Below are 26,137 nucleotides of genomic sequence, written 5' to 3' on the forward strand. Positions count from 1 at the left end.
GGTACAGGTCATGGATTTTTTGCTCGGGTTGTTCAGTCGGGTCACGGGGAACGAGGAGATGGCGCGCCTGTTGTTCCTTGGCGCGATCGGTTTGAGTACGGTGCTTGCGGTCGTCGCCGTGATCTTGCTGATGCAGGGGCTTCAGGATCCGGTGCAGCGTCGTCTGGCGCTGATCAAGCGTGGTCATTTAGGCAACACCACCGGGCAGGAAGCTCCAGGTAACCTGCAACTGTTACTGGAGCGGGTCGGCCAGCGCTTTGCCTCGGCCGAATCGGCTCAGACGTCCGCCACCCAGACCCTGTTGACGCATGCGGGGTACCGTTCCTCTTCGGCAGTGCAGATGTATTGGGCAGTGCGCTTGATGTTGCCGCTGTTATTGATCGGTATTGCGTTGCTGCTGTTGCCGATGATTCCCAAGGTTTCCCTGACCATGGGGCTGCTGTTGGTGGCCTTGGTGGCCTGTATCGGATGGTTGGTGCCAGCGCTGTATGTCGCCAAGCGCAAGCAGTTGCGACAAGGTCGGCTGCGTGCCGCATTTCCGGATGCGCTGGATCTGATGGTGGTGTGCGTGGAGTCGGGGCTGGCCCTGCCCACGACCATCGAACGGGTGGCTGAGGAGATGTCGGTCAGTCAGGCCGAACTGGCTGAAGAACTGGCCCTGGTCAATGCGCAAATCCGCGCGGGCATTTCCAGTACCGAGGCGCTCAAGCAACTGGCCGTACGCACTGGCCTGGATGACGTACAAGGTCTGGTCAGCCTGTTGGCGCAGAGTATCCGCTTTGGTACCAGCGTGGCCGACACCCTGCGCATTTATGCCGATGAGTTCCGTGACCGGCGTACGCAGGCCGCCGAAGAGATGGGGGCGAAAGTCGGTACCAAGCTCATATTCCCGCTGATTCTCTGTCTATGGCCGAGCTTCTTTCTGGTCGCTATCGGCCCCGCCATAATCGGGGTATTCAGAGTATTCGGTAAGTGAACAGGGGTGGCTTGCTGTCGAACAGGATGGCTGTACTGCATTAGAACGGGGTGGATCAGGCGAGCAGAGTGCATTCACTCCAATCGCCTGCTCCACCTTGTAGTATCTGGACTGTATTTTCCTGCACACGTGATTGAGCCTGGCTTTTTAGCCAGGCCACTCTGGACGACGCCAGAGGCTGATCACCCATCGATATGCCTCAGTTGCCGATGGTCATTTGTCCTGCTGAATCCTGGTCATAAAACTGCGGAATCGGGTAGCTGAAGCTATTCAGCCAGCGCTGCATGGCCAGGTCACGTTCGGTGGCCGAAGCGGTTTGCAGTTTAGGGGAGGCAACCACACCGCGAATCTGCAGCTGCAACCACTGTTCGGTGCCTTGTTGATACGGCGAAGAGGGGCCCGGCTCAATTGCCCAGGCAGTGGTGGACAGGCAAGCCATGCACACGATCAACAGCCTTTTGGTATTCATCTCGACTCCTCGTACGTTCTACTTGTTCGCACTGGACGAGGTATCGGCTACCTCAGTCCTGCGATTCCCCTCGGAGGCCACCACTTTATTGGCGGAGGCCTTGAGTTTTTCCGCGCGGGTTTGAGCCTCTATGACTTGCTTGGGGCTCAAGTCGGCGCGGGTCACGAGTTCAGCAGCCGCCTTCCAGTTATCCTGGTAGATCAGCAGCGTCACCATATTGAGTGCCGCCAGTGTATTTGCCTGCTTGAGCTCCATGGCGGTCATGAACTCAAAGCGTGCTTCAGGGATCCGTCGCTGATTGAGGTAGACGACCCCCAGGTCATTTCGCATCCTGTCGTCGGTGGGGGCCATCTTCACCGCACGTTCAAGGTGAGTGGCAGCGGTGGCGTTATCATTTTTGGCGGCGGCCAACTGGCCCAGGCCATGTTCCCCTTCAGCCGCCAGACAGGTGCCGAGCAAGCTTTCGTACAACGGCTGCGCGTCGCCGCTACGCCCCATCAAGCGCAGCACCCGAGCCTTGCGCAGGCGAACCTGGACCAGGTCATCGGGCAATCCTTCCAGATTCGCCAGGCTGGCATACAAACGGCCTTCTTCGGCCATGCTGTCGGCCAGGTTCAGGGCCAGTTCTTGATCTGAACCGGGCTTGGCACAGTTAGCTGGTTGCGAAGGCATGCCATTGCTGGCACAACCTGCGAGCATTAATGTCGCGGCTATTGCAATGACTGCTTTCATCGAATGTCCTCTGGCTACGACACGTTGAACGCCTGGCCAATGGCAATAAAGCTGGCCCGGCCAGCGTTCAAAGTCACCGTTACGAGTGAGGGCGAGGCAAGTCTGGTTCAGGCTTCGGTTCATTGCGAGAGCCCGCTGAGGCTGTCGAAGTCGCCATTTTCCAGGAAAAACATGCGGTAGAAGTTCGGGTCGTAATTGCGCATTTGCTCGCCAGGCAATGACGGTAGTTGTGCATTGGCGGCCAGTGGCTGGACCAGATGCGGGGTGACGATCATCAGCAGTTCGCGCTCCTCACGGTTGATGACGTTGTCGCGGAAAAACGCACCCAGAACCGGGATATCCCCCAGCCCCGGAAACTTGTTCACATGGGAGTCGTTGTGGGTGCTGATCAGGCCGCTGATGACGAAGCTTTCGCCGTCGGCCAGGGAGATGCTGGTATCGGTACGGCGCACGGTCAGGGCCGGGACTACCGTGCCGGCGATGCTCACGGCGTTGGTGAAGTCCAGTTCACTGACTTCCGGCGCCACCTTCAGCGCGATACGGTTTTTCCCGATGATGGTCGGCGTCAGAGTCAGGCGGATACCGAACTCCTTGTACTCGATGAACACGTTATCGCTGCCTGAACTGGGCACCGGAATCGGTATTTCACCGCCGGCCAGGAAGCTCGCACTCTGCCCGCTGAGCGCTACCAGGCTTGGCCGCGCCAGGGTGTAGGCGAAACCACTGCCTTCCAGCGCGTTGAGCGCCACCAGGGTATTGCCGGTAGCAAAAGTGAGGTTGAAGTTGTTGTTGTTCACCGGCACCGCCGGCGTGACAATGCCGCCGATGGTGGGCAAGGTTCTCGGCGAGCCGAACAGCCAGTTGCCCCGGATGCCGAAAATCGAGGCGGAGGCTTCCTTGAGCTTGGTCCGGCTGACTTCTACGAAGCGGATATCGGTCTGCACCTGGCTCGGCAGCAGCGGGTCTTCGGAAGGCACCGACGGCACGCTGGTCAGCGCCGACGTGGCTTTACCCTTGACGAATACCATGCTTTGGCGCGGCGTTTTCGAACAGGCGGTCCAGACCATCAGGCTGGTAGTCCCCGGCGCAACGCCCGTGAGTATGAACGCGTTGCTGCCGCTGGGTTGTACGTCGGCAATTTTCGGGTCACCCACCGCCAGTTGTGTTATCGGAACGGGGCTGCGCAGTTCATGCTGCAGCCCCTGACCGACCTCGTACGTTGTCGGCCAATTGTCCAGCTGTGGACAATTGGCTGGCGCGGCCTGAGCCGCATCCACGCTGAGGCCCATCCAGAACAGGCCATGGATAATTCGCTTGAAAGCGGGCACGGGACGAAGGCTCATTAAGGACATCCTTTTAGGCTGACGGAGTTGTCACGGATCACTTCACGGGGATCGGACTGTCCCCCCCAATGCGCCAGACCATTTATCCATGACCTTGGCGTTATTCCTTGCGTGCTACATACAAACAGGCGCAATTTGCTGATCTGGCTGGACAGCGAGCGGCCTTTGCTAAAACGATTTTTAGTGATCCGGTGACCTGGACTGCCCGACAGAGCGACACTCGCGGCTATGGACCGTACTGTCCGCCGACCTGGCTCCCCCGGAAAGTAATCGGCAATGAAGGTACAGAGCCGCAAAACGCCTGCCAGGATCATAGTGAGGTAACTCCTTTTGCCAATCCGCTATCTGATCACTGAAGCTAACGTGGAAATTCGAGCCGTTATGACTTCTTATCGTTTGAAGGTAGTTCAAACAAGCCAAAGTGCCATCGTTTTAAAAAAACCATTGGTGCAAAGGCTGGCTGGCGAGCGGTGCGGGCAAGGTCGCAGCGCAGTGCGATTGCCTGATATTGACGGGGTGTGCTGAATGCAAAAAAAGGCCCGTCAGTCTGACTGAGCGGGCCTTTTGCGTTTGTGCAGGTTTTACATCGACAGGATCAAGCGCCCGGCAAACAGGATCAGAATCACCCCCATTGTCCGTTCAAACCAATGGCCCATGCGCATGAACAGCACTCGCACCCGGGCACTGGAAAAGAACAGCGCGACAATGACAAACCACAGTGCATTCACAAAACACATCCAGACCCCATAAAGTGCCTGGACCTTGAGTGGCGTTGTGGCGCTGATGATGGTGGTGAAAATCGCCAGGAAAAACAGCGTCGCCTTGGGGTTGGTTGCGTTGGTCAGAAACCCGGTGATAAATGCCTTCGACAGCGTTTGTTCGGCGAGGGGCTCGTCCGAGCCTTTATCGCCCTCAAGCGCGGACTTGGGTTTGCTGCGCAACAGGCTGACACCGAGGTACAAAATGTAGGCGCCGCCCGCGACCTTGGCCACGGTCAACAGCCAAGGCGTTGTATGCATCAGCGCGCCGACCCCGAGCAGGGTGTACAGCACGTGCACGGAAATCCCTGCGCCGATACCCAGCGCCGTGCAGATGCCCACCCACCGGCCGAAACGCACGCTCTGACGAATGGTCACGGCGAAATCCGGCCCGGGTGCGACCACGGCCAGAAAGTGAATAGTCGCCAGCGCCAGAAATTCGCCCAGGTAATTTGAAAACATCTCAACTCCAGAAGGTAAGGGGTGAAGCATTGCCGCGGTAACCGACAAAGAACGAAAGGCTCAGTCGCGGATCCGCCACGCCCGGAGTCACCGAGTGCATGCGGCGTGAATTGAACATGATGAAATCGCCTGGCTCAGGGCGTATCTCCAGGGTCGGAGGACCTAGCAGGGCGGGGTCGATGCCGTAACTGTCGCCGCGCATGTCGTCGAACTGATCCGGCGAAATGTCGTCGTCCCACACCTGCAGCGCACCGCCCTCGGTCGGCATGTTCAGGTAAACGTTGCAGGCGAACTGCGCTTCCAGGCTTCTGGCCTGGTAACTGTCCGGGGCGTCCTTGGCGAAAATGTCGTGATGGGCGAGGAAGCACACCCCCGGTTTCACCACCCGCGACAGCCCGACGTACATCTTGCGGCCGTAGAGGTTTTCCAGGTGCGCACCCGCCGGCCAGGATTCGTCGAGCATGCAGCGCAGGGTGTCGACCGGGGACGAATAGGGAGCGCAACGGTTACGCAACTCCGCAATGTTGCGCGTGGCGCGTTCGAAGTAGTCCTCGATCAGTAGCGGCTGGTTTTCCGCTTCATAAAACGCCATGCCGATGCGGCCGATGCTCGGCGCATTGATATAGCCTTCGAAGCCCGGGGCGAGAATCTTGTCGCCAATCTGAATCGCCAGCGGCGGGGGCAGCAAGCCCTTGACGCGGATGGCGAGGACTTCTTCATTGACCAGTTTTTTTATGCACGTCTCATCGAGACGCTCGACGTCAAGCATCATGTCTTAGGTCCATCTATCAGATAGTCAACAGAACCCGCGAGCGCAGGCTCCCCCGGCGTCAGGCGATGACGGTGCTGGCATCGCCCAAATGCTCAATCCACGTTGTAGTGGACTGACAGCGTTCCCTTCTTCAATGAAAGGGGCGCGATCGTGACTGTGCCCAATTCCTTCAGGCTCCATACATGGGTGCCGCCGCAGCCGTAGGCGGGCAGCTCACCGAAACCGATTTCCCGGGCGCCTTCGCGCAACGACGTCAGGCGCGGAAAATCCTGGGTCACCCACTGTTCGAGGCCGAGTTGAATGGTTTGGGCATCGACGTCCTGTGCGCATTCCAGCGCCTTGAACTGCACGCGGCCTTCGCCCGGCCAGTGATGCGCCTTGATCGGCATCCAACCCTTGGCCTGGACGAAGTGGCCGATCAGATGCCCGGCTGAATGCATGCGTGTATTGAACTGGCGACGCTCCCCGTCCACCCGAATCAGGGTCATGCCGGGTGTTACCGGTTGGTCGACGAAATGAATGATCTGGTCAGGGTCCTGGATGACGCGCAGTACCTGGCTATCGCCGATCCAGCCTGTATCAAAGGGTTGTCCGCCACCCTGGGGGTGAAACAGCGTGGCGCGTAGAACCACCGCATATTCGTTCTCGTAGGGCGTGCAATCCAGGACTTCCACATTAGCCTTGAGGTCATCACTATGGAAAAAGAGGCGAAGCGTCATATTCCATGCCCTTATTAAAGTTTCTATTTTTATTATATGAAGCGTGGAATTGCGTGATAATCCGTTCAATCATCAAAGGACTGTTGCGCTGTGAGCATAAATCTTCCACTACTGCTGCTCGGTGAAATGGCGATTTTCGTCAAGGTGGTCGAGACCGGCAGCTTTTCTGAAGCGGCCCGTCAACTGGGCACTTCTCCTTCGGCGGTCAGTCGTAGCATTTCGCGTCTGGAGAAGGCGCTGGCCACGCGTCTGCTGCAACGAACCACGCGTAAATTGCGGCTGAGCGACGGGGGCGAAGAGGTATTCAAACGCTGCCAGGAAATGGTCAATGCCGCCCAGTCAGTGATGGAAATCAGTGGGCAGTTCACTGACGAACCCGAGGGGCTGGTACGTATCAGCGTCCCGAAAGCGGTAGGCCGGATCGTGATTCACCCGCATATGCCGGAGTTTTTGCGCCGTTATCCCAAAGTGGACCTGGAGCTGTTGCTTGAGGATCGTCAGGTCGATTTGATCGACGACAACGTCGACCTGGCGATTCGCATCACCGACCGGCCGCCTGCGGGGCTGGTGGGACGGCAGTTGCTCACCATCGACCATTTGCTCTGCGCGACACCGCAGTATCTGGCCGAACACGGTACGCCGACGCACCCCCATGACTTGCTCAATCACAGCTGCATTTACCTGGGCGAAACCCCGAGCGATGCGCGCTGGAAATTCAAGAAGGGCAGCAAATCGGTGACTGTCGGTGTGCGAGGGCGATATGCTGCCAATCACACCGGCGTACGTTATGGCGCGGTGTTGCAGCACATCGGCATTGGCAGCTTGCCCTATTTCACTGCGCGCCATGCCTTGGAGAAAGGCCTGATGGTGCAGGTGCTGCCGGACTGGACCTTTCTGGCGTCCTACCACGGAGGTGCCTGGTTGCTGCATTCGCCAACCCGGTACCTGCCTCCCAAGCTACGAGTGTTGATTGATTACCTGGTGGCGTGTCTGGAGAAGGAGCCGACGTTGGGCAAGCCAGGCAAGTCGAATGGTCCGGTTTGGTCCTCATCGGAGTATGAACTGCCGGAGAGCGACGGCTTGTTTTGAGCACAAAAAAGGCCCGCATGTTCAACCATGCGGGCCTTTTTCATTGCTGAGCCGCAATCAGTGCTTGCTGTCCTGATTCGACATCGCCAGCAGTTGTTTTTCCTGGTTCCAGTCAAACGGTTCGTCGTTCTGTTCAGCTTCGAAGCGACGTTCTTCCAGCGCCTGATACAGATCGATTTCATCATCGGGCATGTAATGCAGGCAGTCACCGGCGAAGTACCACAGCAGGTCGCGCGGGACCAGGTGGGCAATTTGCGGGTAGCGGGTGATCACCTGGCAGAGAATGTCCTGACCCAGGTATTGGCTTTCGATCGGATCGACCGGCAGCAACGCACGCAGTTCGTCGAAGCGCTCCAGGAACAAGGCATGGCTTTCTTCAGGAACCTGTTCGGCCTCACCCACGGCGACCAGGATGCTGCGCAAGTGGTCAAGCAAGACGAGATGGTCGGCAACGACGTTGGACACGAGATAAGTCCTCAAGAGCAAAACGGGCGCGGGAGTATAAAGCGCCCGCGCCCATTTTGCATTGGCGTACAGGTATGGCTGGATCAGCGGACCTTTCCTTGCGCCAGCGCCAACTCTTCTTTATCGAAATCATCGACATCAATCACCTTGCGCCGCGCCGCTTCGGCGGCACGCAGGGTCTGCGCTTCCCCTGCCTGCAATACGCCGGCCTCCAGCGCTGCATCGATGATGTTCTCCCCGGCTGCCGGCTCGAGCTGGCCACTTCTGAGCGCCATGTGCAGTTTTTTCTGCAGGGGTTGCGCTGCATTGAGCAAATTGCAGGCGTGTTGCAAAGCCCCGACGGCGTCATCGGCCGATTGCGGTCGATAGCAACCGCCCAGCAACTCTTCGAGCGTCGGGTCGCCCTTGGCGCGGCCAATCACGGCGGCCACTTCGGCGCCAAGTGCGTCCGATGGCCCTTTGTGTCGACGGCCGAACGGGAACACGATCATCCGCAACAGGCAGCCCAGCACCTTGTTCGGGAAATTGGTCAGCAGTTCATCCAGCGCGCGTTCCGACTGGCCAAGACTTTCCTCCATGGCCCAGGTAAACAGCGGCGTCATGTGCTCCGGTGAATCGAGGTCGTGGTAGCGCTTGAGGGCGGCAGAGGCGAGGTACAGGTTGCTGAGCACATCCCCCAGGCGTGCCGACAGGCGTTCGCGACGTTTCAGTTCACCGCCCAGCAGCATCATGCTCAGGTCCGCCAGCAAGGCGAACGCCGCGGCCTGACGGTTGAGCGCCCGGAAGTAACCCTGGCTGAGCTTGTTGCCCGGCGTGTGTTCGAAGTGCCCTAAACCCAGGTTCAACACCAGTGTGCTGGCGGCGTTGCTCACGGCAAAACCGATGTGCTTGAGCAGCAGACCATCGAACTCGGTGAGCGCCTGGTCCTTGTCTTCGCGGCCAGCTAGGGCCATTTCCTTGAGCACGAACGGATGGCAACGAATCGCCCCCTGGCCGAAGATCATCAGGTTGCGCGAGAGAATGTTCGCGCCTTCCACGGTGATGAAAATCGGCGCGCCATTCCAGCCGCGGCCAAGGTAGTTGTTCGGCCCCATGATGATGGCTTTACCGCCGTGAACATCCATCGCATGGCTGATGCACTCGCGGCCGCGTTCGGTGAGGTGGTACTTGAGAATCGCCGACAGCACCGACGGTTTCTCGCCCAGATCCACTGCGTTGGCGGTCAACATGCGCGCCGCGTCCATCATCCAGGCGTTGCCTCCGATGCGCGCCATGGCCTCCTGAATCCCTTCGAACGCCGACAGTGGCACGTTGAATTGTTCGCGAACCTGAGCGTACTGACCGGTCACCAGACTGGTGAATTTGGCCGCTCCGGTGCCGACGGCTGGCAACGAAATCGACCGCCCGACCGACAGGCAATTCATCAGCATCATCCAGCCTTTGCCGAGCATTTCCTGACCGCCGATGAGGAAGTCGAGCGGCACGAACACGTCCTTGCCGGAGTTCGGGCCGTTCATGAACGCGGCACCCAGAGGCAAGTGGCGACGACCGATTTCCACGCCTGCGGTGTCCGTTGGGATCAGGGCCAGGCTGATGCCCAGGTCTTCTTCATCACCCAGCAAATGGTCCGGGTCATAGGCCTTGAAGGCGAGGCCGAGCAGGGTCGCCACCGGGCCGAGGGTGATGTAACGCTTTTCCCAGTTCAGGCGCAGGCCGAGGGTTTCCTTGCCTTCCCATTCACCTTTGCAGATGACCCCGGTGTCGGGCATTGCCCCAGCGTCGGAACCGGCCAGCGGGCCGGTCAACGCGAAACAGGGAATGTCGTCGCCTCGGGCCAGGCGTGGCAGGTAATGGTTGCGTTGTTCGTCGGTGCCGTAATGCAGCAATAGTTCGGCGGGGCCGAGGGAGTTGGGGACCATCACGGTGGAAGCAAGGTCGCCGCTGCGGGTCGCCAGCTTCATGGCGACCTGTGAATGCGCATAGGCAGAGAAGCCTTTGCCGCCAAATTCTTTGGGAATGATTAGCGCGAAGAAGCCGTTCTCCTTGATGTGCGACCAGGCTTCAGCGGGCAGGTCCATGTCTTGCCCGATTTGCCAGTCGGTGACCATGGCGCATAGCTCTTCGGTCGGGCCATCGATGAAGGCCTGTTCCTCTTCGCTCAGTTGGGCTTTTGGGTAGGACAGTAGCTTGTCCCAGTCGGGGCGACCGCTGAACAGTTCGCCGTCCCACCACACGGTGCCGGCATCAATGGCGTCGCGTTCGGTTTGCGACATCGGCGGCAGGGTTTTCTGGAACCAGTTGAACAGCGGCGCGCTGAAGAACTTGCGACGCAGGTCGGGCAGCAACAATGGTGCCGCAACGGCTGCGATCAACACCCAGTACAACAGCAGCAGCCAACCGGGCGCGCGACTGAAAGCCCCCATTGCCACCACGTAAACGGCAACGATGCAGAGAGCGGGCAGGGGAGCGATGCGACGATGGGCTAACCATGCTATCCCGACAACCAGAACCAGTATCCACAACAGCAGCATATTTAATCCTCCGTGAACCAGGGTAAAACCAACCTTCAGAGCTTAGACGGCATCCGCCAAAGAGGGTGGTCAGAGCGATGTGATTGAAATCGTGGGAAACCTTGGGTGAGATTTGTAGGCTCGGTTGGCAACATGCTCGGGAAATGGTTCGTTTCCTGCGCGGCAATGCGCTCATGTTTGGCCGAAACGTCGTTATCTCTGTGCTGAACCTGTCGTTAGACTCGGGGCTTCCCCAGGAGATTATTCTCATGCACGAGTACTTGAGTCCCGGTCGCTTCATCGATAGTGACCATCCCTCGGTGGTGGAGTTCGCCGAACAACATCGCGGCAGCCGTCGAGACCCGGTCGAGCAGGCGATCCACCTGTATTACGCGGTGCGCGAGGCCGTGCGCTACAACCCCTACACGTTCAGCCGCGATCCAGAGACCCTGCGCGGCAGTTATGCGCTGACAACCGGGGAAAGCTATTGCGTGCCCAAAGCCACGTTGCTGGCCGGCGCTGCGCGACATTGCGCGATCCCGGCGCGGATCGGTCTGGCCGATGTGCGCAATCACCTGTCGACGCCACGCTTGCTCGAATTGCTCAAGAGCGATGTGTTCGCAATGCACGGCTATACAGAGCTGTATCTGAACGACCGCTGGGTCAAGGCGACACCGGCGTTCAACCAGAAACTCTGTGAGCTGTTCAATGTCGCGCCGCTGGAGTTCGACGGCATCAACGACAGTGTTTTCCATCCGTTCAATCGCGATGGCGAGCAGTTGATGGAGTACCTGATCGATCACGGCCAGTTCACCGATGTACCGGAAGCATTCTTTTTCGAGCACCTGAAAAAGTGCTATCCGCACCTGTTCAGCGACGAGTTGCCGACACTGCTGGGTGATATGCAGAGCGATTTGAGTCGCGCCTGATCCGGCGTATGCTGCCTGCCCACTTGTCGAAAAAGAGGCGGTCATGCTGAAGATCTGGGGTCGGAAAAACTCGTCGAATGTCAGGAAACCGTTGTGGGCCGCCGAAGAGCTGGGGCTGGCCTACGAGGCCATCGATGCGGGCGGTGCCTTTGGTGTCGTCGATACGCCGCAGTATCGGGCGATGAACCCCAATGGCCGCGTGCCGATGATCGAAGACGACGGTTTTGTGTTGTGGGAATCCAATGCCATCGTGCGTTACCTGATGGCCCTTCATGCCAACGGCAGCGCTTGGTATCCGGCGGATATAAAAGCTCGCGCCACGGCCGACAAGTGGATGGACTGGACGACCTCAAGTTTCGCCGGTCCATTGCGCACCGTATTTTGGGGCGTGTTGCGCACCCCGGCAGACAAGCAGGATTGGTCGGCCATCAACGCCGCTATCAAGGAGTGCGAAGATCTGCTGTCACTGGCCAATCAGGCACTGGCCGCCCAACCGTACCTGTCCGGCGACGAAATCGGCATGGGCGACATCCCGCTCGGTAGTTTTATTTATGCCTGGTTCGAGATGCCGATCGAGCGCGTATCACTGCCGCACCTTGAAGCCTGGTACGCCCGGTTGAAACAGCGTCCGGCGTATCAAAAAGCCGTTATGACTGCGTTGACTTAATACTCACTATCGACACACTTGACTGTACTTGTGTGGCGGCGACAAGCACCATTGCGCTCACGCGCCGCGGTTGTACCTGTCGCCGCCGGCCGTCTTTTATTCCTTTCTTCCCTCTTGGTGCGTAATCCGATATGAGTTCCGCTCTGTCCATCCGGCAGCTAACCAAAACCTACGGCAACGGTTTCCAGGCCCTGAGTGGTATCGATCTGGATGTCGCCGAAGGTGACTTCTTCGCCTTGCTCGGCCCTAACGGCGCCGGCAAATCCACGACCATCGGCATTCTCTCGACCCTGGTGAACAAGACCAGCGGAACGGTGAATATCTTCGGTCACGACCTCGACAAAAATCCTGCGCAACTCAAGCGCTCCATCGGCGTGGTACCCCAGGAATTTAACTTCAACCAGTTCGAAAAGACCTTCGATATCGTCGTGACCCAGGCCGGTTACTACGGCATTCCGGCGAAAGTCGCCAAGGAACGCGCCGAGCAATACCTGACCCAGCTCGGGCTGTGGGACAAACGTGACACGCCTTCACGCTCGCTGTCTGGCGGTATGAAGCGACGACTGATGATCGCTCGTGCGCTGGTTCATGAACCGCGTCTGCTGATCCTCGATGAACCGACGGCAGGTGTGGATATCGAACTGCGTCGCTCGATGTGGACCTTCCTCACCGAGCTGAACCAGAAAGGCATCACCATCATCCTCACCACGCACTATCTGGAAGAGGCTGAGCAGTTGTGTCGCAACATCGGCATCATTGACCACGGCATCATCGTCGAGAACACCAGCATGAAACAGTTGCTCAGCCAACTGCATGTGGAAACGTTCCTGCTCGACGTCAAGAACACATTGAACAGTGCGCCGCAGTTGCTCGGCTACCCGACCAGGCTGCTCGACAGCCACACCGTGGAAGTCCAGGTCGACAAAGCCATGGGCATCACCGCGCTGTTCACTCAGTTGGCGCAGCAAAACATTGAGGTACTGAGCCTGCGTAACAAAACCAATCGTCTCGAGGAGTTGTTCGTGTCTCTGGTGGAGAAAAATCTGTCGAAGGTGGCGGTATGAGTTCGGAGCTGCAACCCAACCTCGTTGCCCTCAATACCATCGTTTACCGTGAGGTCCGGCGTTTTACCCGGATCTGGCCGCAGACGCTGCTGCCGCCGGCCATCACCATGGTTCTGTACTTCGTGATCTTCGGCAATCTGATCGGTCGCCAGATCGGTGATATGGGTGGCTTCACTTACATGGAGTACATCGTGCCGGGGCTGATCATGATGTCGGTGATCACCAACTCCTACGGTAACGTGGTGTCGAGTTTCTTCGGCAGCAAGTTCCAGCGTTCCATCGAGGAATTGATGGTGTCGCCGGTCTCGCCGCATACGATTCTGATCGGCTACACCTTGGGCGGCGTGCTGCGCGGGCTGATGGTCGGGATCATTGTGACGTTGCTGTCGCTGTTCTTTACAGATTTGCAGGTGCATCACCTGGGCGTGACCATTCTGGTGGTGGTGCTGACGGCGACGATCTTCTCGCTGCTGGGCTTCATCAACGCTGTGTTTGCCCGCAATTTCGATGACATCTCGATCATCCCGACGTTCGTGCTGACACCGCTGACCTATCTGGGCGGGGTGTTTTACTCGATTTCCCTGTTGCCGCCGTTCTGGCAGACCGTGTCCCTGGCGAACCCGGTGCTGCACATGGTGAACGCTTTCCGTTACGGCATCCTCGGCGTTTCGGACATCAAGATCAGCATCGCGATCACCTTTATGCTGGTGGCGACCATCGTGTTGTACATCGGTTGCGCACGGTTGCTGGTCAGTGGGCGCGGGATGCGTACCTGATTCAAGATCGCGTCGCTCCCTTCGCGAGCAGGCTCGCTCCCACACCGGATCTATGTTGCACCGAAGATCCAGTGTGGGAGCGAGCCTGCTCGCGAAGGGGCCAGCACAAACACCGCATAAAAAAACGGCCTCCCACAATGGAGGCCGTTTTGCATTCCTACATCCTATTTTTCTTGCGCCGCTTCCACTGCCGCGCCACCCACCAGCGCCAATACATCATGGTCAGGAAGTAGGCGAGAGCACCCAACACCAGCCCAGTCACCACCGAGCCCAGCAAAAACGGCTGCCATAACGTAGACAACTCGCCGCTGACCCATTCCCAGGACAATGAGTCCGGCAACTGGCGGGTGGGCACATCCAACAGCCAGGCACCGGTCTGGTACGTGCAGAAAAACACGGCAGGCATGGTGATCGGGTTGGTCAGCCAGACCAGACTCACCGCAATCGGCATATTGCCCCGCACCAGGATGGAAAGCACGGCGGCCAACAGCATTTGCATCGGGATCGGCAAAAACGCCGCGAACAGACCGACTGCCATCGCCCGGGCCACAGAGTGGCGGTTGAGATGCCAGAGGTTGGGGTCATGCAGCAAGCTGCCGAGAAAGCGTAAGGATTTGTGTTCCTTGATGCTGGTCGGGTCTGGCATGTAGCGTTTGAACAAGCGCCGGGGCATAAGGCTTCTCGGTCGGTTAAGGCGGCAAGTATGTCTGGATTCTGCGAACCACCCATTCAGACTTTGTGACAATTATTAACGGCGTCTGTGCAACTAGCCGGCTAAGCCTAGGTGGGAACTCTCCAGGATGAGTGTATGCGCACAGGGATGTTGGCGCTGGCGTTGGGTCTGTTGACCCTGCGTTTTTTGCCGGTTTTACCGCCGGTCGGGTTATGGATGTTACTGCCGCCAGTGGGTTTGATGTTGTTGCCGTTTCGGACGTATCCGTTGGCGTTTTTCCTGTTCGGCTTCAGCTGGGCGTGCGCGAATGCACAGTGGGCGCTGGATGACCGCCTGCCACTGAAGCTGGATGGCGAAACCCGCTGGATAGAAGGACTGGTGACGGGGTTGCCGCAGAATGCCGACGGCGTGGTGCGATTCGAACTGACGGACAGCCAATCACGCCGAACGAAGCTGCCCGCGAAACTTCGGCTGGCCTGGTACGACGGGCCGTCCGTCAACAGTGGCGAGCGATGGCGACTGGCGGTCAAATTGAAGCGACCCTCCGGGCTGCTCAATCCGCATGCCTTCGATTACGACGCCTGGTTGCTGGCGCAACACATCGGCGCGACCGGCACGGTCAAGGCGGGTGAGCGACTCAACGAAGCCCGAGGGGCTTGGCGCGACGGCATCCGTCAGCGTTTACAAGCGGTCGATGCCCAGGGCCGAACCGCAGCGTTGACGGCGCTGGTACTCGGAGATGGCGCCGGGCTGAGTCGCGAGGAGTGGCAAGTGCTGCAAGACACTGGCACCGTGCATCTGCTGGTGATTTCCGGGCAGCACATCGGATTGTTGGCGGGGTTGGTCTATCTGCTGATCGCCGGGCTGGCACGTTTTGGCCTGTGGCCAGGACGTTTGCCCTGGCTGCCCTGGGCATGCGGGCTGGCGTTCCTGGCAGCGCTGGCTTACGGGCTGTTGGCCGGCTTCGATGTTCCAGTGCAACGCGCTTGCGTGATGATCGGTCTGGTGCTGTTGTGGCGGTTGCGCTTTCGTCATCTCGGGGCATGGCGGCCGCTGCTACTGGCGCTCAATGGCGTTTTGCTGCTGGATCCGTTGGCCAGTCTGCAACCGGGCTTCTGGTTGTCCTTCGCCGCCGTGGCAGTGTTGATCTTTACCTTTGGCGGGCGATTGGGGCCTTGGCGATGGTGGCAAACCTGGACCCGGGCTCAATGGCTGATCGCTATCGGTCTGTGCCCATTGCTGCTGGTGCTCGGCCTGCCGATTAGTATCAGCGGCCCGGTGGCCAATTTGCTGGCGGTGCCCTGGATCAGTCTGGTGGTGTTGCCACCTGCCTTGCTCGGGACATTGTTGTTGCCTGTGCCTTATGCGGGCGAAGGGTTGCTGTGGCTGGCAGGCGGTTTGATTGACGGGCTGTTCAAGGCGCTGACTTTGATGGCCGGGCAATTGCCCGCATGGGTGCCGGCGGCGGTGCCGTTGTGGTGTTGGGGACTCGGTACTTTGGGGGCCTTTCTACTCTTGCTGCCGCGCGGTGTGCCGTTGCGCCCATTGGGGTGGCCGTTGTTGCTGTTGCTGGTTTTTCCGCCTCGGCCGTTGTTGCCTGAAGGCATGGCCGATGTCTGGCAACTGGATGTCGGCCAAGGGTTGGCTATCCTTGTGCGTACCCGCCATCACACGCTGTTGTATGACGCCGGACCGCGTTTCGGCGATCTCGACCTCGGTGAACGGGTGGTGCTGCCGTCATTACGCAAACTCGGGGTAAAGGCGCTCGACCTGATGCTGATCAGCCACGCCGATGCCGATCACGCCGGCGGTGCGCGAGCAGTGGCCAATGGTTTGCCTGTCAAGCGGGTACTCAGTGGCGATCCCGAGGGTTTGCCTGTCGAGCTGCAAGCCCAAGGGTGTGAAAGTGGCCGGCAATGGAACTGGGACGGTGTGAATTTCCAACTGTGGCAATGGACGTCAGCCCATGACAGCAATCAGAAGTCCTGCGTCTTGCAAGTTGAGGCCAGCGGCGAGCGTCTGTTGCTGACCGGCGATATCGACATCGCTGCCGAACGGGCCTTGCTTGAGGGGCCTCTGGCGGTGGCCACCGATTGGTTGCAGTCACCGCATCACGGCAGCCGCAGTTCCTCGTCGATGGCCCTGTTGAGCATGTTGCAACCCAAGGCGGTGTTGATTTCCCGTGGGCAGGGCAATTCTTTTGGCCATCCGCACCCCACGGTCGTGGCGCGCTATCAGAAACGCGGCATGGCGATTTACGACAGCGCCGAGCACGGAGCCATTCGTCTGCAACTGGGGCATTTCAAGCCACCGTGGACAATGCGTCTGGATCGGCGTTTCTGGCGCGCTCCGCCATCTATCAATAAATAGCCGGGAGTTATTAAAGCCCGACCGGAAGCGACATCACGGTCTTCGGTGCGCTCACCCCCTATGTTAGAGTGGCGCACTTTTTCGAGGGGACTGTCACTGTGTGGGAATTGGTCAAATCCGGCGGTTGGATGATGCTGCCGATCATTCTGAGTTCCATCGCGGCCATGGCGATTGTCGCCGAGCGTCTCTGGACCCTGCGAGCCAGCCGTGTGACCCCGGAGCATCTGCTCGGGCAGGTCTGGGTATGGATCAAGGACAAGCAACTCAATAAAGAAAAACTCAAGGAACTGCGCGCCAACTCACCGTTGGGCGAGATCCTGGCCGCAGGCCTTGCCAACTCCAAGCATGGTCGCGAGATCATGAAAGAGTGCATTGAAGAAGCCGCCGCGCGGGTGATTCACGAGCTTGAACGTTACATCAACGCGCTGGGCACCATTGCCGCCATGGCCCCGTTGCTCGGGTTGCTCGGCACGGTGCTGGGCATGATCGATATCTTCAGTTCGTTCATGGGCACGGGCATGACCACCAACGCCGCCGTGTTGGCCGGCGGTATTTCCAAAGCCCTGATCACCACGGCTTCGGGCCTGATCGTCGGTATCCCGGCGGTCTTCTTCCACCGGTTCCTGCAACGGCGCATCGATGAGCTGGTGGTTGGGATGGAGCAGGAAGCGATCAAACTGGTCGAGGTAGTGCAGGGTGACCGTGACGTGGACCTGTCCGAGGGCAAAAAAGCGTGAAATTCCGCCGCAAGCAACGGGAGAACGTGGACATCAATCTTGTGTCGCTGATCGACGTGGTGTTTGTCCTGCTGCTGTTTTTCGTTGTCACGACCACCTTTACCCGTGAAACCCAGTTGCGCGTCGAACTGCCGGAAGCGGTCAGCGGCTCGCCGGCTGAAGATCAACAGGTCAAGCAACTGGACATCGGTATCAACGCCGAAGGCGTGTTCTCGGTGAACAATCAGGTATTGCCCAAGAGCGACCTGACAACCGTGATGGAAGCGCTGCAAAAAGAATCCAACGGCGACACCAACCTGCCGCTGTCCATCAGCGCTGACGGCAAGACTCAACATCAGTCCGTCATCACCGCCATGGACGCCGCCGGGAAACTCGGTTTCAGCCACCTGCGCATGACCACCGTCGAGGCAGCGGCGCCCGCGCCCTGATGGCCATGTCTGATCGCCTGCTCGCCGCGTGGTACGAAGGTCATCCGGCCCTGAAACTGTTGCAGCCACTGGAGTGGTTGTATCGGCGGGTGGTCATGAACAAGCGCAAGCGGTTTCTGGCGGGTGAGGGCGATATCTATCAGCCGCCCGTGCCGCTGATCGTGGTCGGCAATATCACGGTAGGTGGCACCGGCAAGACGCCGCTGATTCTGTGGATGATCCAGCATTGCCAGCGCAGCGGTTTGCGGGTGGGCGTGGTGAGTCGCGGTTACGGCGCCAAACCGCCGCAACTGCCGTGGCGCGTTGAAGCGGATCAAAGCGCGGATATGGCGGGCGACGAACCGTTGTTGATCGTCCAGCGTACCGGCGTGCCGTTAATGATCGACCCGGAACGCAGCAGCGCGGTCAAGGCACTGCTGGCGAGCGAGCCGCTGGACCTGATTCTTTCTGACGACGGCATGCAGCATTACCGCATGGCGCGCGATCTGGAACTGGTACTGATCGATGCCGCACGAGGCCTGGGCAACCAGCGTTGCCTGCCTGCCGGACCGTTGCGCGAGCCGGTCGAGCGCCTGCAAAGCGTCGACGCGGTGCTCTACAACGGCGCTGCGGATGATCGCGATGGCGGATTTGCGTTCCAGCTGCAACCCACCGCCTTGATCAATGTGCAAAGCGGTGAACGGCGTCCCCTCGACCACTTCCCCGCAGGCCAGGCGTTGCACGCCGTGGCCGGGATCGGTAATCCGCAGCGTTTCTTCACAACCCTCGAAACGCTACACTGGCAGCCGGTCTCGCATGCGTTTGCCGACCACGCGGAATACAGCGTGCAAGCCTTGAATTTCACACCGTCATTGCCGTTGGTGATGACTGAAAAAGACGCGGTGAAGTGCCGTGCCTTCGCTGCCGCCGATTGGTGGTACCTGGCGGTCGATGCTGTGCCATCGCCGGCCTTCGTGGCCTGGTTCGATACGCAGCTGATGCGCCTGTTGCCGGATCGTCTTTTGCCTTAACTCCGTTTTTACCCAGGGAATGCTCATGGACACCAAATTGCTCGACATCCTCGCTTGCCCGGTCTGCAAAGGCCCACTCAAGCTCAGCGCCGACAAGACCGAGCTGATCAGCAAGGGCGCTGGCCTCGCGTACCCGATCCGCGACGGCATCCCGGTGATGCTCGAAACCGAAGCGCGCACCTTGACCACCGACGAGCGTCTGGATAAATGAGCACAGCCTTTACCGTTGTAATTCCATCGCGTTACGCCTCCACCCGTTTGCCGGGCAAACCGCTGCTGTTGATCGCCGGCAAGCCGATGATCCAGCATGTCTGGGAACAGGCCAGCAAAAGCAGCGCACAGCGCGTGGTCGTTGCCACTGACGATGCGCGCATTGCCGAAGCATGCAACGGGTTCGGCGCTGAAGTCGTGATGACTCGCGAAGACCACAATTCCGGCACCGACCGCCTTGCCGAAGTGGCAGCGAAACTCGGCTTGGCGCCCGACGCCATTGTGGTCAACGTCCAGGGTGACGAACCGCTGATCCCGCCGAGTGTGATTGATCAGGTCGCGGCCAACCTCGCAGCCCACACCGAAGCGCGCATGGCCACCCTGGCCGAGCCGATCGAAGACGTGGAAACCCTGTTCAACCCTAACGTGGTCAAGGTCGTCAGCGACCTCAATGGCATGGCATTGACGTTCAGTCGCGCGCCGTTGCCGTGGGCCCGGGATGCGTTCGCCAAAAGCCGTGAGCAATTGCCCGAAGGCGTGCCGTATCGTCGCCATATCGGCATTTATGCTTACCGCGCCGGTTTCCTGCATGACTTCGTCAGCTGGGGCCCATGCTGGCTGGAAGACACCGAATCCCTGGAACAACTGCGTGCCCTGTGGCATGGCGTGCGGATTCACGTCGCCGACGCGCTCATCGCGCCGCCTGCTGGTGTGGATACCATTGAAGACCTTGAGCGCGTTCGTCGCCTGCTGGAGGCCTGATGCGCGTTTTGTTCGTGTGCCTGGGCAACATCTGCCGTTCTCCAACGGCCGAAGGCGTGCTGCGGCGCAAACTGCGCGAAGCGGGGCTGGCCGATCAGATTGAAGTTGCCTCCGCCGGCACCGGTGACTGGCACGTTGGCAAGGCACCGGACAAACGCAGCCAGGCCGCGGCCAAATTGCGCGGTTACGACCTGTCCGCCCAGCGCGCCCAGCAAGTCACCCGTGCCGATTTCGCCACCTACGACCTGATCCTGGCAATGGACAACAGCAACCTGCGCCACCTCAAGGCCTTGCAACCGGCCAAGGGTAAAGCCGAGCTGGACTTGTTCCTGCGTCGCTACCAGTCGGAACTCGATGAAGTGCCGGACCCGTACTACGACGGCGACCAGGGCTTCGAACAGGTGCTGGACCTGATCGAGCGCGCCAGTGATTTGCTGGTGATCGAATTGAAGGGACGGTTATGAGTTTGCAGGTTCAATCGCAGGTTTCACTCAAACCGTTCAACAGCTTTGGTGTCGACGTTCAGGCTCGCCTGTTCGCCGAGGCCCACAGCGATGCCGACGTGCGTGAAGCCTTGGCTTACGCATCGGCACATGATGTGTCACTGCTGGTGATTGGTGGCGGCAGCAACTTGCTGCTGACCGCCGATATTCAATCGCTGGTGCTGCGCATGGCCACACGCGGGATTCGCATCCTCAGTGATGACGGCAGCAAAGTCGTGATTGAAGCCGAGGCCGGCGAGCCTTGGCATCCGTTCGTCCAGCACACCTTGGCGCAGGGCCTTTCGGGCCTGGAAAACCTCAGCCTGATCCCTGGCACCGTCGGTGCGGCGCCGATGCAGAACATCGGCGCGTACGGGGTCGAGATCAAGGACGTGTTCGCCGGCCTGACCGCGCTGGATCGCCGGACCGGTGAACTGCGCGATTTCACCCTGCAAGAATGCAACTTCGCTTACCGCGACAGCCTGTTCAAGCAAGAGCCGGGGCGCTGGTTGATCCTGCGCGTTCGTTTCACCCTCGATCGTGCTGCGCACCTGCATCTGGAATACGGCCCGGTGCGTCAGCGCCTGACCGAGCAAGGCATCGAGCAACCGACGGCCACGGATGTCAGCCAGGCGATTTGCAGCATCCGTAATGAAAAGCTCCCGGACCCTGCCGTGCTGGGCAACGCCGGTAGCTTCTTCAAGAACCCGTTGGTGCCCGCGGCGCTGGTCGCGCAGTTGAAGGGTGAATACCCTGATCTGGTGGCGTATGCGCAACCCGACGGGCGAATGAAGCTGGCGGCAGGCTGGTTGATCGAACGGGCAGGGTGGAAAGGTTTCCGTGACGCCGACGCCGGCGTGCATAAGTTACAGGCGCTGGTGCTGGTCAACTACGGCAGCGCGACCGGCCTGCAATTGCTCAATCTGGCGCAACGTATCCAGAAAGACATTTTGGAACGTTTCCATGTCGACCTGGAAATGGAGCCCAATCAGTATTGAAGCTAAGCTTTCAAATCTGAACTCAAAGCCCTGTACACCTTCAACTGTGCAGGGCTTTTTTGTTAATGCTGGGTTAACTTAGCCACCTAACGATGCAAGCATTTGCTCCACTAAAGGCCCGGTGCAGACATTCCCGTTGCATAAGAGAGCCTCATTAGCCTGAGTCGATCTGCGTGTAACCAATCAAGATCCCACGGCAGATTGCTCGACCCCATAACTCAAGAACTATGCGGGCGTGCCCATGATTACCCTGAAGCTCAACGGTCAAGACCATCCACTCGACGTCAACGAGGACATGCCGCTGCTCTGGGCCATTCGCGATGTGGCCGGTTACAACGGTACCAAATTCGGCTGCGGCATGGGCCTGTGCGGCGCTTGCACGATTCACATCGACGGATCGCCGGCGCGCAGTTGCATCACGCCGATTGGCTCGGTGGTCGGGCAGAACGTCACCACCATTGAGAACTTGCACGCCGACCCGATCGGGCAGGTGGTCCAGCAAGCCTGGCTCGATACCGCCGTCGCGCAATGCGGTTTCTGCCAGGGCGGGCAGATCATGTCAGCGACAGCGCTGCTCAAAACCAATCCGAACCCCACCGACGCGCAAATCGAAGAAGCGATGGTCGGCAACATTTGTCGTTGCGGGACTTACAACCGCATCAAAATCGCCATCCGTCAGGCTTCCTCTCACTTGAAGGAGGTCAAGGCATGAGCCAGTTACCGAATGATTTTGCCCTGAGCAATCTCAGCAACCTGAGCCGACGCGGTTTCCTCAAAGGTGTCGGTGCTACCAGTGCATTGGTGCTGGCGGCCAGTTGGGGCTGGCAGGATGCTTTCGCCGAAGAGACATCGAAGCAGTTCGGCGCCGACGGCATGCCCCACGGCGCGATTGATGATCCTAAGGTGTACGTCAGCATCGCCACCGATGGCGCGGTGACCGTGGTTTGCAACCGCTCGGAGATGGGCCAGGGCGTGCGTACCAGCCTGACGATGGTGGTGGCCGATGAGCTGGACGCCGATTGGGCGAGGGTGAAAGTACAACAGGCGCCGGGCGACGAAGTGCGTTTCGGCAACCAGGACACTGACGGCTCGCGCAGCATGCGTCACTGGTACGAGCCGATGCGCCGTTGCGGTGCCGCCGTTCGAACCATGCTGGAACAGGCCGCCGCCGAGCAATGGAAAGTGCCGGTTGGCGAGTGCCATGCGCAACTGCACAAAGTCATCCATACACCGACCGGTCGTGAGTTGGGTTATGGCGAGCTGGCCGTGGCAGCCGGTGCGCTGGCGGTGCCCGCTCGCGACAGCGTTCGGCTCAAGGATCCGTCGCAGTTTCTCTACATCGGCAAGGAAGGCTCCAAGGCCATTGATGGGGCCGACATCGTCAACGGCCGCGCCATTTACGGCGCCGACGTGCATTTCGACGGCATGCTCTACGCCACCATTGCGCGTCCGGCGGTATACGGCGGCAAGGTCAAAACCTTCGATGCCAGCGCCGCGATGAAAGTCCCCGGTGTGATTAAGGTGTTGCAGATCGGCGCCAGTCCGGTGCCGTCCGAATTTCAACCTTTGGGTGGCGTGGCCGTGGTGGCCAAGAACACCTGGGCGGCAATCAAGGGCCGCGAGGCGCTGAAGATCGAGTGGGATGACGGCCCGAACGCCAGTTATGACTCGATTGCCTATCGCAAGGAACTGGAAGCCGCGTCCCTCAAACCCGGCAAAGTGGTGCGCAATACCGGCAACATCGAGGAGGCCATGGACAGCGCCGACATTATCCTCGAAGCGTCCTACTACCTGCCGCACCTGGCGCAGGCGCCAATGGAACCGATGGTCGCCATTGCCCGCTTCAAGGACGGTGTCTGCGAAGCCTGGGGGCCGAGTCAGGCGCCGCAAGTCACTCGCACACGGATTGGCGAGCGCCTCGGCATCCCGTTCGATAACGTCACGTTCAATGTCACCTTGCTCGGTGGCGGCTTCGGTCGAAAATCCAAGCCTGACTTCATCATTGAAGCGGCGATCCTCGCCAAAGAGTTCCCTGGCAAGGCGGTGCGGGTGCAATGGACCCGTGAAGACGACATCCACTGTTCCTATTTCCACACCGTGTCGGCGGAGTATCTGAAAGCTGGCCTGAACAAGGACGGCCTGCCCTCCGCCTGGCTGCACCGCACCGTGGCGCCGAGCATCACTGCGCTGTTTGCACCAGGCATGAACCATGAAGCGGCGTTTGAGCTGGGCATGGGGTTCACCAACATGGCCTACGCGATTCCCAACGTGCGCCTGGAAAATCCGGAGGCGACGGCTCATACCCGCGTCGGCTGGTATCGCTCGGTGTCGAACATCCCGCACGGCTTTGCGATTCAAAGTTTTGTCGATGAACTGGCGCATAAGGCCGGGCAGGATCCGCTCAAGTACCAGATCAGATTGCTCGGCCCGGACCGTCAGATCGATCCGCGCACGTTGAGTGACGAGTGGAACTACGGCGAATCCCCCGAGCGTTATCCGATCGATACTGCACGGCTGCGCACAGTACTGGAAACCGCCGCCAAAGCCGCCGGTTGGGGGCGCGAGTTGCCGAAGGGCCGAGGCTTGGGGCTGGCGGTGCAGTACAGCTTCGTCACCTATGTGGCAGCGGTGATCGAGGTCGAAGTCAAAGACGACGGCACACTGATCGTGCACAAGGCTGACATCGCCGTGGATTGCGGGCCGCAGATCAACCCCGAGCGCATCCGCTCGCAGTTCGAGGGCGCCTGCGTTATGGGGCTGGGCAATGCAGTGTTGGGGGAAATCAGCTTCAAGGATGGCAAGGTCCAGCAAGACAACTTCCACATGTACGAAGTGGCGCGCATGTCGCTGGCGCCCAAGGAAGTCGCTGTTCATCTGGTCACCCCGCCAGGCGTCGTGCCATTGGGTGGCGTCGGCGAGCCTGGCGTGCCGCCGATTGCGCCGGCGCTGTGCAACGCGATCTTCGCCGCCACCGGTAAACGTATTCGCAGCCTGCCGGTTCGCTATCAACTGCAAGGTTGGCAGAAGGCACAAGCCTGATGGACAGCGTCGATCTGAATGTCCTACGCAGCGTGCTCGAATGGCGCCGCGCCGGTCAGCGGGTGGTGTTGTACAGCGTGGTCCAGACCTGGGGCACCGCGCCTCGGGCGCCTGGCGCCATGCTGGCCTTGCGTGAAGATGGCGTGGTGATCGGCTCGGTGTCGGGCGGTTGTGTCGAGGATGATCTGATTGCCCGGCTGCACGACGGGCGTATTACGGCTGACGGGCCGCCCGTGCAGTTGATCACCTATGGCGTCACCCGCGAGGAGGCCGCGCGGTTTGGTTTGCCCTGTGGCGGTACGTTGCGCCTGACCGAGGAGCAGATTGGCGATCCGCGTTGGGTCGCCGAGTTGCTGACGCGCTGTGAGGCGCATGAAATTGTCGCTCGTGCGCTTGATATTGCGACGGGTGAAGTGGTGTTGCAGTCAGCGGACAAGGCCGATGTGCTGAGTTTCGACGGCAACACGCTGCGCGCGATTTATGGTCCGCGTTGGCGCCTGTTACTGATCGGCGCGGGGCAATTGTCCCGTTACGTCGCGGAGATGGCCCGGCTGCTGGACTTCGAAGTATCGATCTGCGATCCACGCCCCGAGTTCGTTTACGGTTGGGAAGAGCAGCACGGTCGCTTTGTCTCGGGCATGCCTGATGAGGCTGTGCTGACCATTCAGGCCGACGAGCGCACGGCCATCGTCGCCCTGACTCACGATCCTCGTCTGGATGACATGGCGCTGCTCACGGCCCTGGACTCCAAGGCTTTTTATGTTGGCGCGCTGGGCTCGCGGGTCAACAGCCTGAAGCGCCGTGCAAACCTTGCCGAGCTAGGCTTGTCGCCACAGGCGATTGAACGTCTGCATGGCCCGATCGGGTTGCACATTGGCAGCCATAGTCCGGCGGAAATCGCCTTGTCACTGCTGGCCGAAATTGTCGCGATCAAGAACGGCGTCGAACTGAAGCAAAAGAAGCCGTTGCAGGAGGCTATATGAATGAATCTATCGGCGTCATTGTGCTGGCGGCGGGGCAGGGCAGAAGATTTCGTCAGGTGGCGGGGGCTGACAGGGACAAGCTGTTGGCGGATTGCACGGGGCGCGACGGCACTGTGCGTTCGGTGATCGAGCAGGTGTTGGTGAACGTGCCGACTTCGCTGAATAAACGCGTGCTGGTGACCACAGAGGATCGTCCGCAGGTAATTCGCATGGCTCAGGCCTACGATTTCGAGGTTGTATTGATCGAAACGACGGGCATGGGTGACAGCATTGCAGCTGGCGTGGCGGCATGTCCGCAGCTCGATGGCTGGTTGATTGTGCTGGGGGATATGCCGTTTATCCTGCCATCGAGTATTGAGCGGGTGGTGGCGGGGATTGCTGAAGACTCCGTCAGTGTGCCGGTGCATGCGGGCGATTACGGGCATCCGGTCGGGTTCGGTCGCAGCTTTGGGTCGGGGTTGACGGGATTGTCCGGCGATCACGGCGCCAAGCCATTGTTTGCGCGGGGAAGGGTGGTTGAAGTGGCGGTGGATGATCCCGGGGTGTTGTGGGATGTGGATGTGCCTGAGGCGCTGACCTTCAAGCCAGCATAGATCTCCCTGTGGGAGCGAGCCTGCTCGCGATAGCGGTGGATCAGTCAGCATCAATGTTGAGTGATAAATTGCTATCGCGAGCAGGCTCGCTCCCACAGGGGATCGCAGTGAAATTCGGAGA

The 26,137-nt window shown here is 59.7% G+C and carries 27 protein-coding genes; 18 read left to right on the top strand and 9 right to left on the bottom strand.

The window, feature by feature from the left end:
* Nucleotides 1-10: 10 nt before the first annotated feature.
* Entirely contained in the window at nt 11-976 is a 966-nt protein-coding gene (locus tag ACWGZX_RS21885) for a type II secretion system F family protein (RefSeq protein ID WP_452625396.1), read from the top strand.
* Nucleotides 977-1,175: 199 nt separating this feature from the next.
* Here ACWGZX_RS21885 and ACWGZX_RS21890 read toward each other — a convergent pair whose 3' ends face one another.
* From ACWGZX_RS21890 to ACWGZX_RS21915, 6 genes are all read right to left on the bottom strand, one after another.
* On the bottom strand, nt 1,176-1,445 hold the full coding sequence (locus ACWGZX_RS21890; protein WP_452625397.1) for a DUF3613 domain-containing protein: 270 nt from the start codon (nt 1,443-1,445) through the stop codon (nt 1,176-1,178).
* 18 nt (nt 1,446-1,463) lie between these two features.
* The gene (locus tag ACWGZX_RS21895) at nt 1,464-2,177 is read right to left on the bottom strand and encodes a tetratricopeptide repeat protein (RefSeq protein ID WP_452625398.1); all 714 of its coding nucleotides are present in this window, start codon (nt 2,175-2,177) and stop codon (nt 1,464-1,466) included.
* Between the two features lie 119 nt (nt 2,178-2,296).
* Complete coding sequence (locus tag ACWGZX_RS21900; protein WP_452625399.1) at nt 2,297-3,520, bottom strand: type II and III secretion system protein family protein; 1,224 nt, start codon at nt 3,518-3,520, stop codon at nt 2,297-2,299.
* Between the two features lie 581 nt (nt 3,521-4,101).
* Nucleotides 4,102-4,740, bottom strand: coding sequence for a LysE family translocator (locus ACWGZX_RS21905; RefSeq protein ID WP_452625400.1), 639 nt, complete (start codon nt 4,738-4,740; stop codon nt 4,102-4,104).
* A gap of 1 nt (nt 4,741) precedes the next feature.
* Nucleotides 4,742-5,512: a 2OG-Fe(II) oxygenase gene (locus ACWGZX_RS21910; protein WP_223516873.1), complete on the bottom strand. Its 771-nt coding sequence runs from the start codon at nt 5,510-5,512 to the stop codon at nt 4,742-4,744.
* Between the two features lie 92 nt (nt 5,513-5,604).
* Complete coding sequence (locus ACWGZX_RS21915) at nt 5,605-6,231, bottom strand: alanyl-tRNA editing protein (RefSeq protein WP_452625401.1); 627 nt, start codon at nt 6,229-6,231, stop codon at nt 5,605-5,607.
* Nucleotides 6,232-6,321: 90 nt separating this feature from the next.
* Between ACWGZX_RS21915 and ACWGZX_RS21920 the strand changes: the two genes are divergently transcribed.
* A complete protein-coding gene (locus ACWGZX_RS21920) occupies nt 6,322-7,320 on the top strand; it encodes a LysR substrate-binding domain-containing protein (protein WP_452625402.1) in 999 nt (332 codons plus the stop codon).
* A gap of 57 nt (nt 7,321-7,377) precedes the next feature.
* On the opposite strand, the gene ACWGZX_RS21925 is transcribed toward ACWGZX_RS21920, so the two are convergent.
* Nucleotides 7,378-7,785: a PA2817 family protein gene (locus tag ACWGZX_RS21925; RefSeq protein ID WP_007905217.1), complete on the bottom strand. Its 408-nt coding sequence runs from the start codon at nt 7,783-7,785 to the stop codon at nt 7,378-7,380.
* An 83-nt stretch (nt 7,786-7,868) separates the two neighbouring features.
* On the bottom strand, nt 7,869-10,316 hold the full coding sequence (locus tag ACWGZX_RS21930; protein ID WP_452625403.1) for an acyl-CoA dehydrogenase: 2,448 nt from the start codon (nt 10,314-10,316) through the stop codon (nt 7,869-7,871).
* Between the two features lie 248 nt (nt 10,317-10,564).
* On the opposite strand from ACWGZX_RS21930, the gene ACWGZX_RS21935 reads away from it, so the two are divergent.
* From ACWGZX_RS21935 to ACWGZX_RS21950, 4 genes are all read left to right on the top strand, one after another.
* The gene (locus ACWGZX_RS21935) at nt 10,565-11,224 is read left to right on the top strand and encodes a transglutaminase-like domain-containing protein (protein WP_452625404.1); all 660 of its coding nucleotides are present in this window, start codon (nt 10,565-10,567) and stop codon (nt 11,222-11,224) included.
* 43 nt (nt 11,225-11,267) lie between these two features.
* On the top strand, nt 11,268-11,891 hold the full coding sequence (locus ACWGZX_RS21940; protein WP_452625405.1) for a glutathione S-transferase family protein: 624 nt from the start codon (nt 11,268-11,270) through the stop codon (nt 11,889-11,891).
* Nucleotides 11,892-12,022: 131 nt separating this feature from the next.
* A complete protein-coding gene (locus tag ACWGZX_RS21945; protein ID WP_452625406.1) occupies nt 12,023-12,955 on the top strand; it encodes an ABC transporter ATP-binding protein in 933 nt (310 codons plus the stop codon).
* Nucleotides 12,952-13,731 carry an ABC transporter permease gene (locus ACWGZX_RS21950; protein WP_223516886.1) on the top strand — a complete coding sequence of 260 codons (780 nt, stop codon included), beginning with the start codon at nt 12,952-12,954 and terminating at the stop codon, nt 13,729-13,731. Before ACWGZX_RS21945 ends, ACWGZX_RS21950 begins: the two co-directional genes overlap by 4 nt.
* Nucleotides 13,732-13,888: 157 nt before the next feature.
* Here the strand turns inward: ACWGZX_RS21950 and ACWGZX_RS21955 are convergent, their stop codons facing one another.
* Nucleotides 13,889-14,404: a DUF2062 domain-containing protein gene (locus ACWGZX_RS21955; RefSeq protein ID WP_452625407.1), complete on the bottom strand. Its 516-nt coding sequence runs from the start codon at nt 14,402-14,404 to the stop codon at nt 13,889-13,891.
* A gap of 135 nt (nt 14,405-14,539) precedes the next feature.
* On the opposite strand from ACWGZX_RS21955, the gene ACWGZX_RS21960 reads away from it, so the two are divergent.
* The 12 genes from ACWGZX_RS21960 (at nt 14,540) to ACWGZX_RS22015 (ending at nt 26,016) form a co-directional block, all read left to right on the top strand.
* Nucleotides 14,540-16,774 carry a DNA internalization-related competence protein ComEC/Rec2 gene (locus ACWGZX_RS21960; protein ID WP_452625408.1) on the top strand — a complete coding sequence of 745 codons (2,235 nt, stop codon included), beginning with the start codon at nt 14,540-14,542 and terminating at the stop codon, nt 16,772-16,774.
* Nucleotides 16,775-16,872: 98 nt separating this feature from the next.
* Nucleotides 16,873-17,511, top strand: a complete 639-nt coding sequence (locus ACWGZX_RS21965) for a MotA/TolQ/ExbB proton channel family protein (protein WP_223516891.1) — start codon at nt 16,873-16,875, stop codon at nt 17,509-17,511.
* Nucleotides 17,508-17,939, top strand: coding sequence for an ExbD/TolR family protein (locus ACWGZX_RS21970; protein ID WP_452625409.1), 432 nt, complete (start codon nt 17,508-17,510; stop codon nt 17,937-17,939). Before ACWGZX_RS21965 ends, ACWGZX_RS21970 begins: the two co-directional genes overlap by 4 nt.
* Nucleotides 17,939-18,949, top strand: a complete 1,011-nt coding sequence (gene lpxK, locus ACWGZX_RS21975; RefSeq protein ID WP_452625410.1) for a tetraacyldisaccharide 4'-kinase — start codon at nt 17,939-17,941, stop codon at nt 18,947-18,949. The genes ACWGZX_RS21970 and lpxK overlap by 1 nt, the downstream gene beginning before the upstream one ends.
* Nucleotides 18,950-18,974: 25 nt before the next feature.
* On the top strand, nt 18,975-19,160 hold the full coding sequence (locus ACWGZX_RS21980; RefSeq protein ID WP_007945752.1) for a Trm112 family protein: 186 nt from the start codon (nt 18,975-18,977) through the stop codon (nt 19,158-19,160).
* Nucleotides 19,157-19,921, top strand: a complete 765-nt coding sequence (gene kdsB, locus ACWGZX_RS21985; protein ID WP_452625411.1) for a 3-deoxy-manno-octulosonate cytidylyltransferase — start codon at nt 19,157-19,159, stop codon at nt 19,919-19,921. Before ACWGZX_RS21980 ends, kdsB begins: the two co-directional genes overlap by 4 nt.
* A complete protein-coding gene (locus ACWGZX_RS21990; RefSeq protein WP_223516899.1) occupies nt 19,921-20,385 on the top strand; it encodes a low molecular weight protein-tyrosine-phosphatase in 465 nt (154 codons plus the stop codon). Before kdsB ends, ACWGZX_RS21990 begins: the two co-directional genes overlap by 1 nt.
* A complete protein-coding gene (gene murB / locus ACWGZX_RS21995; protein ID WP_452625412.1) occupies nt 20,382-21,401 on the top strand; it encodes a UDP-N-acetylmuramate dehydrogenase in 1,020 nt (339 codons plus the stop codon). Before ACWGZX_RS21990 ends, murB begins: the two co-directional genes overlap by 4 nt.
* A gap of 241 nt (nt 21,402-21,642) precedes the next feature.
* Nucleotides 21,643-22,113, top strand: coding sequence for a (2Fe-2S)-binding protein (locus ACWGZX_RS22000; RefSeq protein WP_452625413.1), 471 nt, complete (start codon nt 21,643-21,645; stop codon nt 22,111-22,113).
* Nucleotides 22,110-24,440, top strand: coding sequence for a molybdopterin cofactor-binding domain-containing protein (locus tag ACWGZX_RS22005; protein WP_452625414.1), 2,331 nt, complete (start codon nt 22,110-22,112; stop codon nt 24,438-24,440). The genes ACWGZX_RS22000 and ACWGZX_RS22005 overlap by 4 nt, the downstream gene beginning before the upstream one ends.
* Nucleotides 24,440-25,423, top strand: coding sequence for an XdhC family protein (locus ACWGZX_RS22010; RefSeq protein WP_452625415.1), 984 nt, complete (start codon nt 24,440-24,442; stop codon nt 25,421-25,423). The genes ACWGZX_RS22005 and ACWGZX_RS22010 overlap by 1 nt, the downstream gene beginning before the upstream one ends.
* On the top strand, nt 25,420-26,016 hold the full coding sequence (locus tag ACWGZX_RS22015; RefSeq protein WP_452625416.1) for a nucleotidyltransferase family protein: 597 nt from the start codon (nt 25,420-25,422) through the stop codon (nt 26,014-26,016). Before ACWGZX_RS22010 ends, ACWGZX_RS22015 begins: the two co-directional genes overlap by 4 nt.
* The last annotated feature ends 121 nt before the right edge of the window (nt 26,017-26,137 follow it).

The sequence above is a fragment of the Pseudomonas sp. CLCA07 genome (assembly GCF_053615335.1).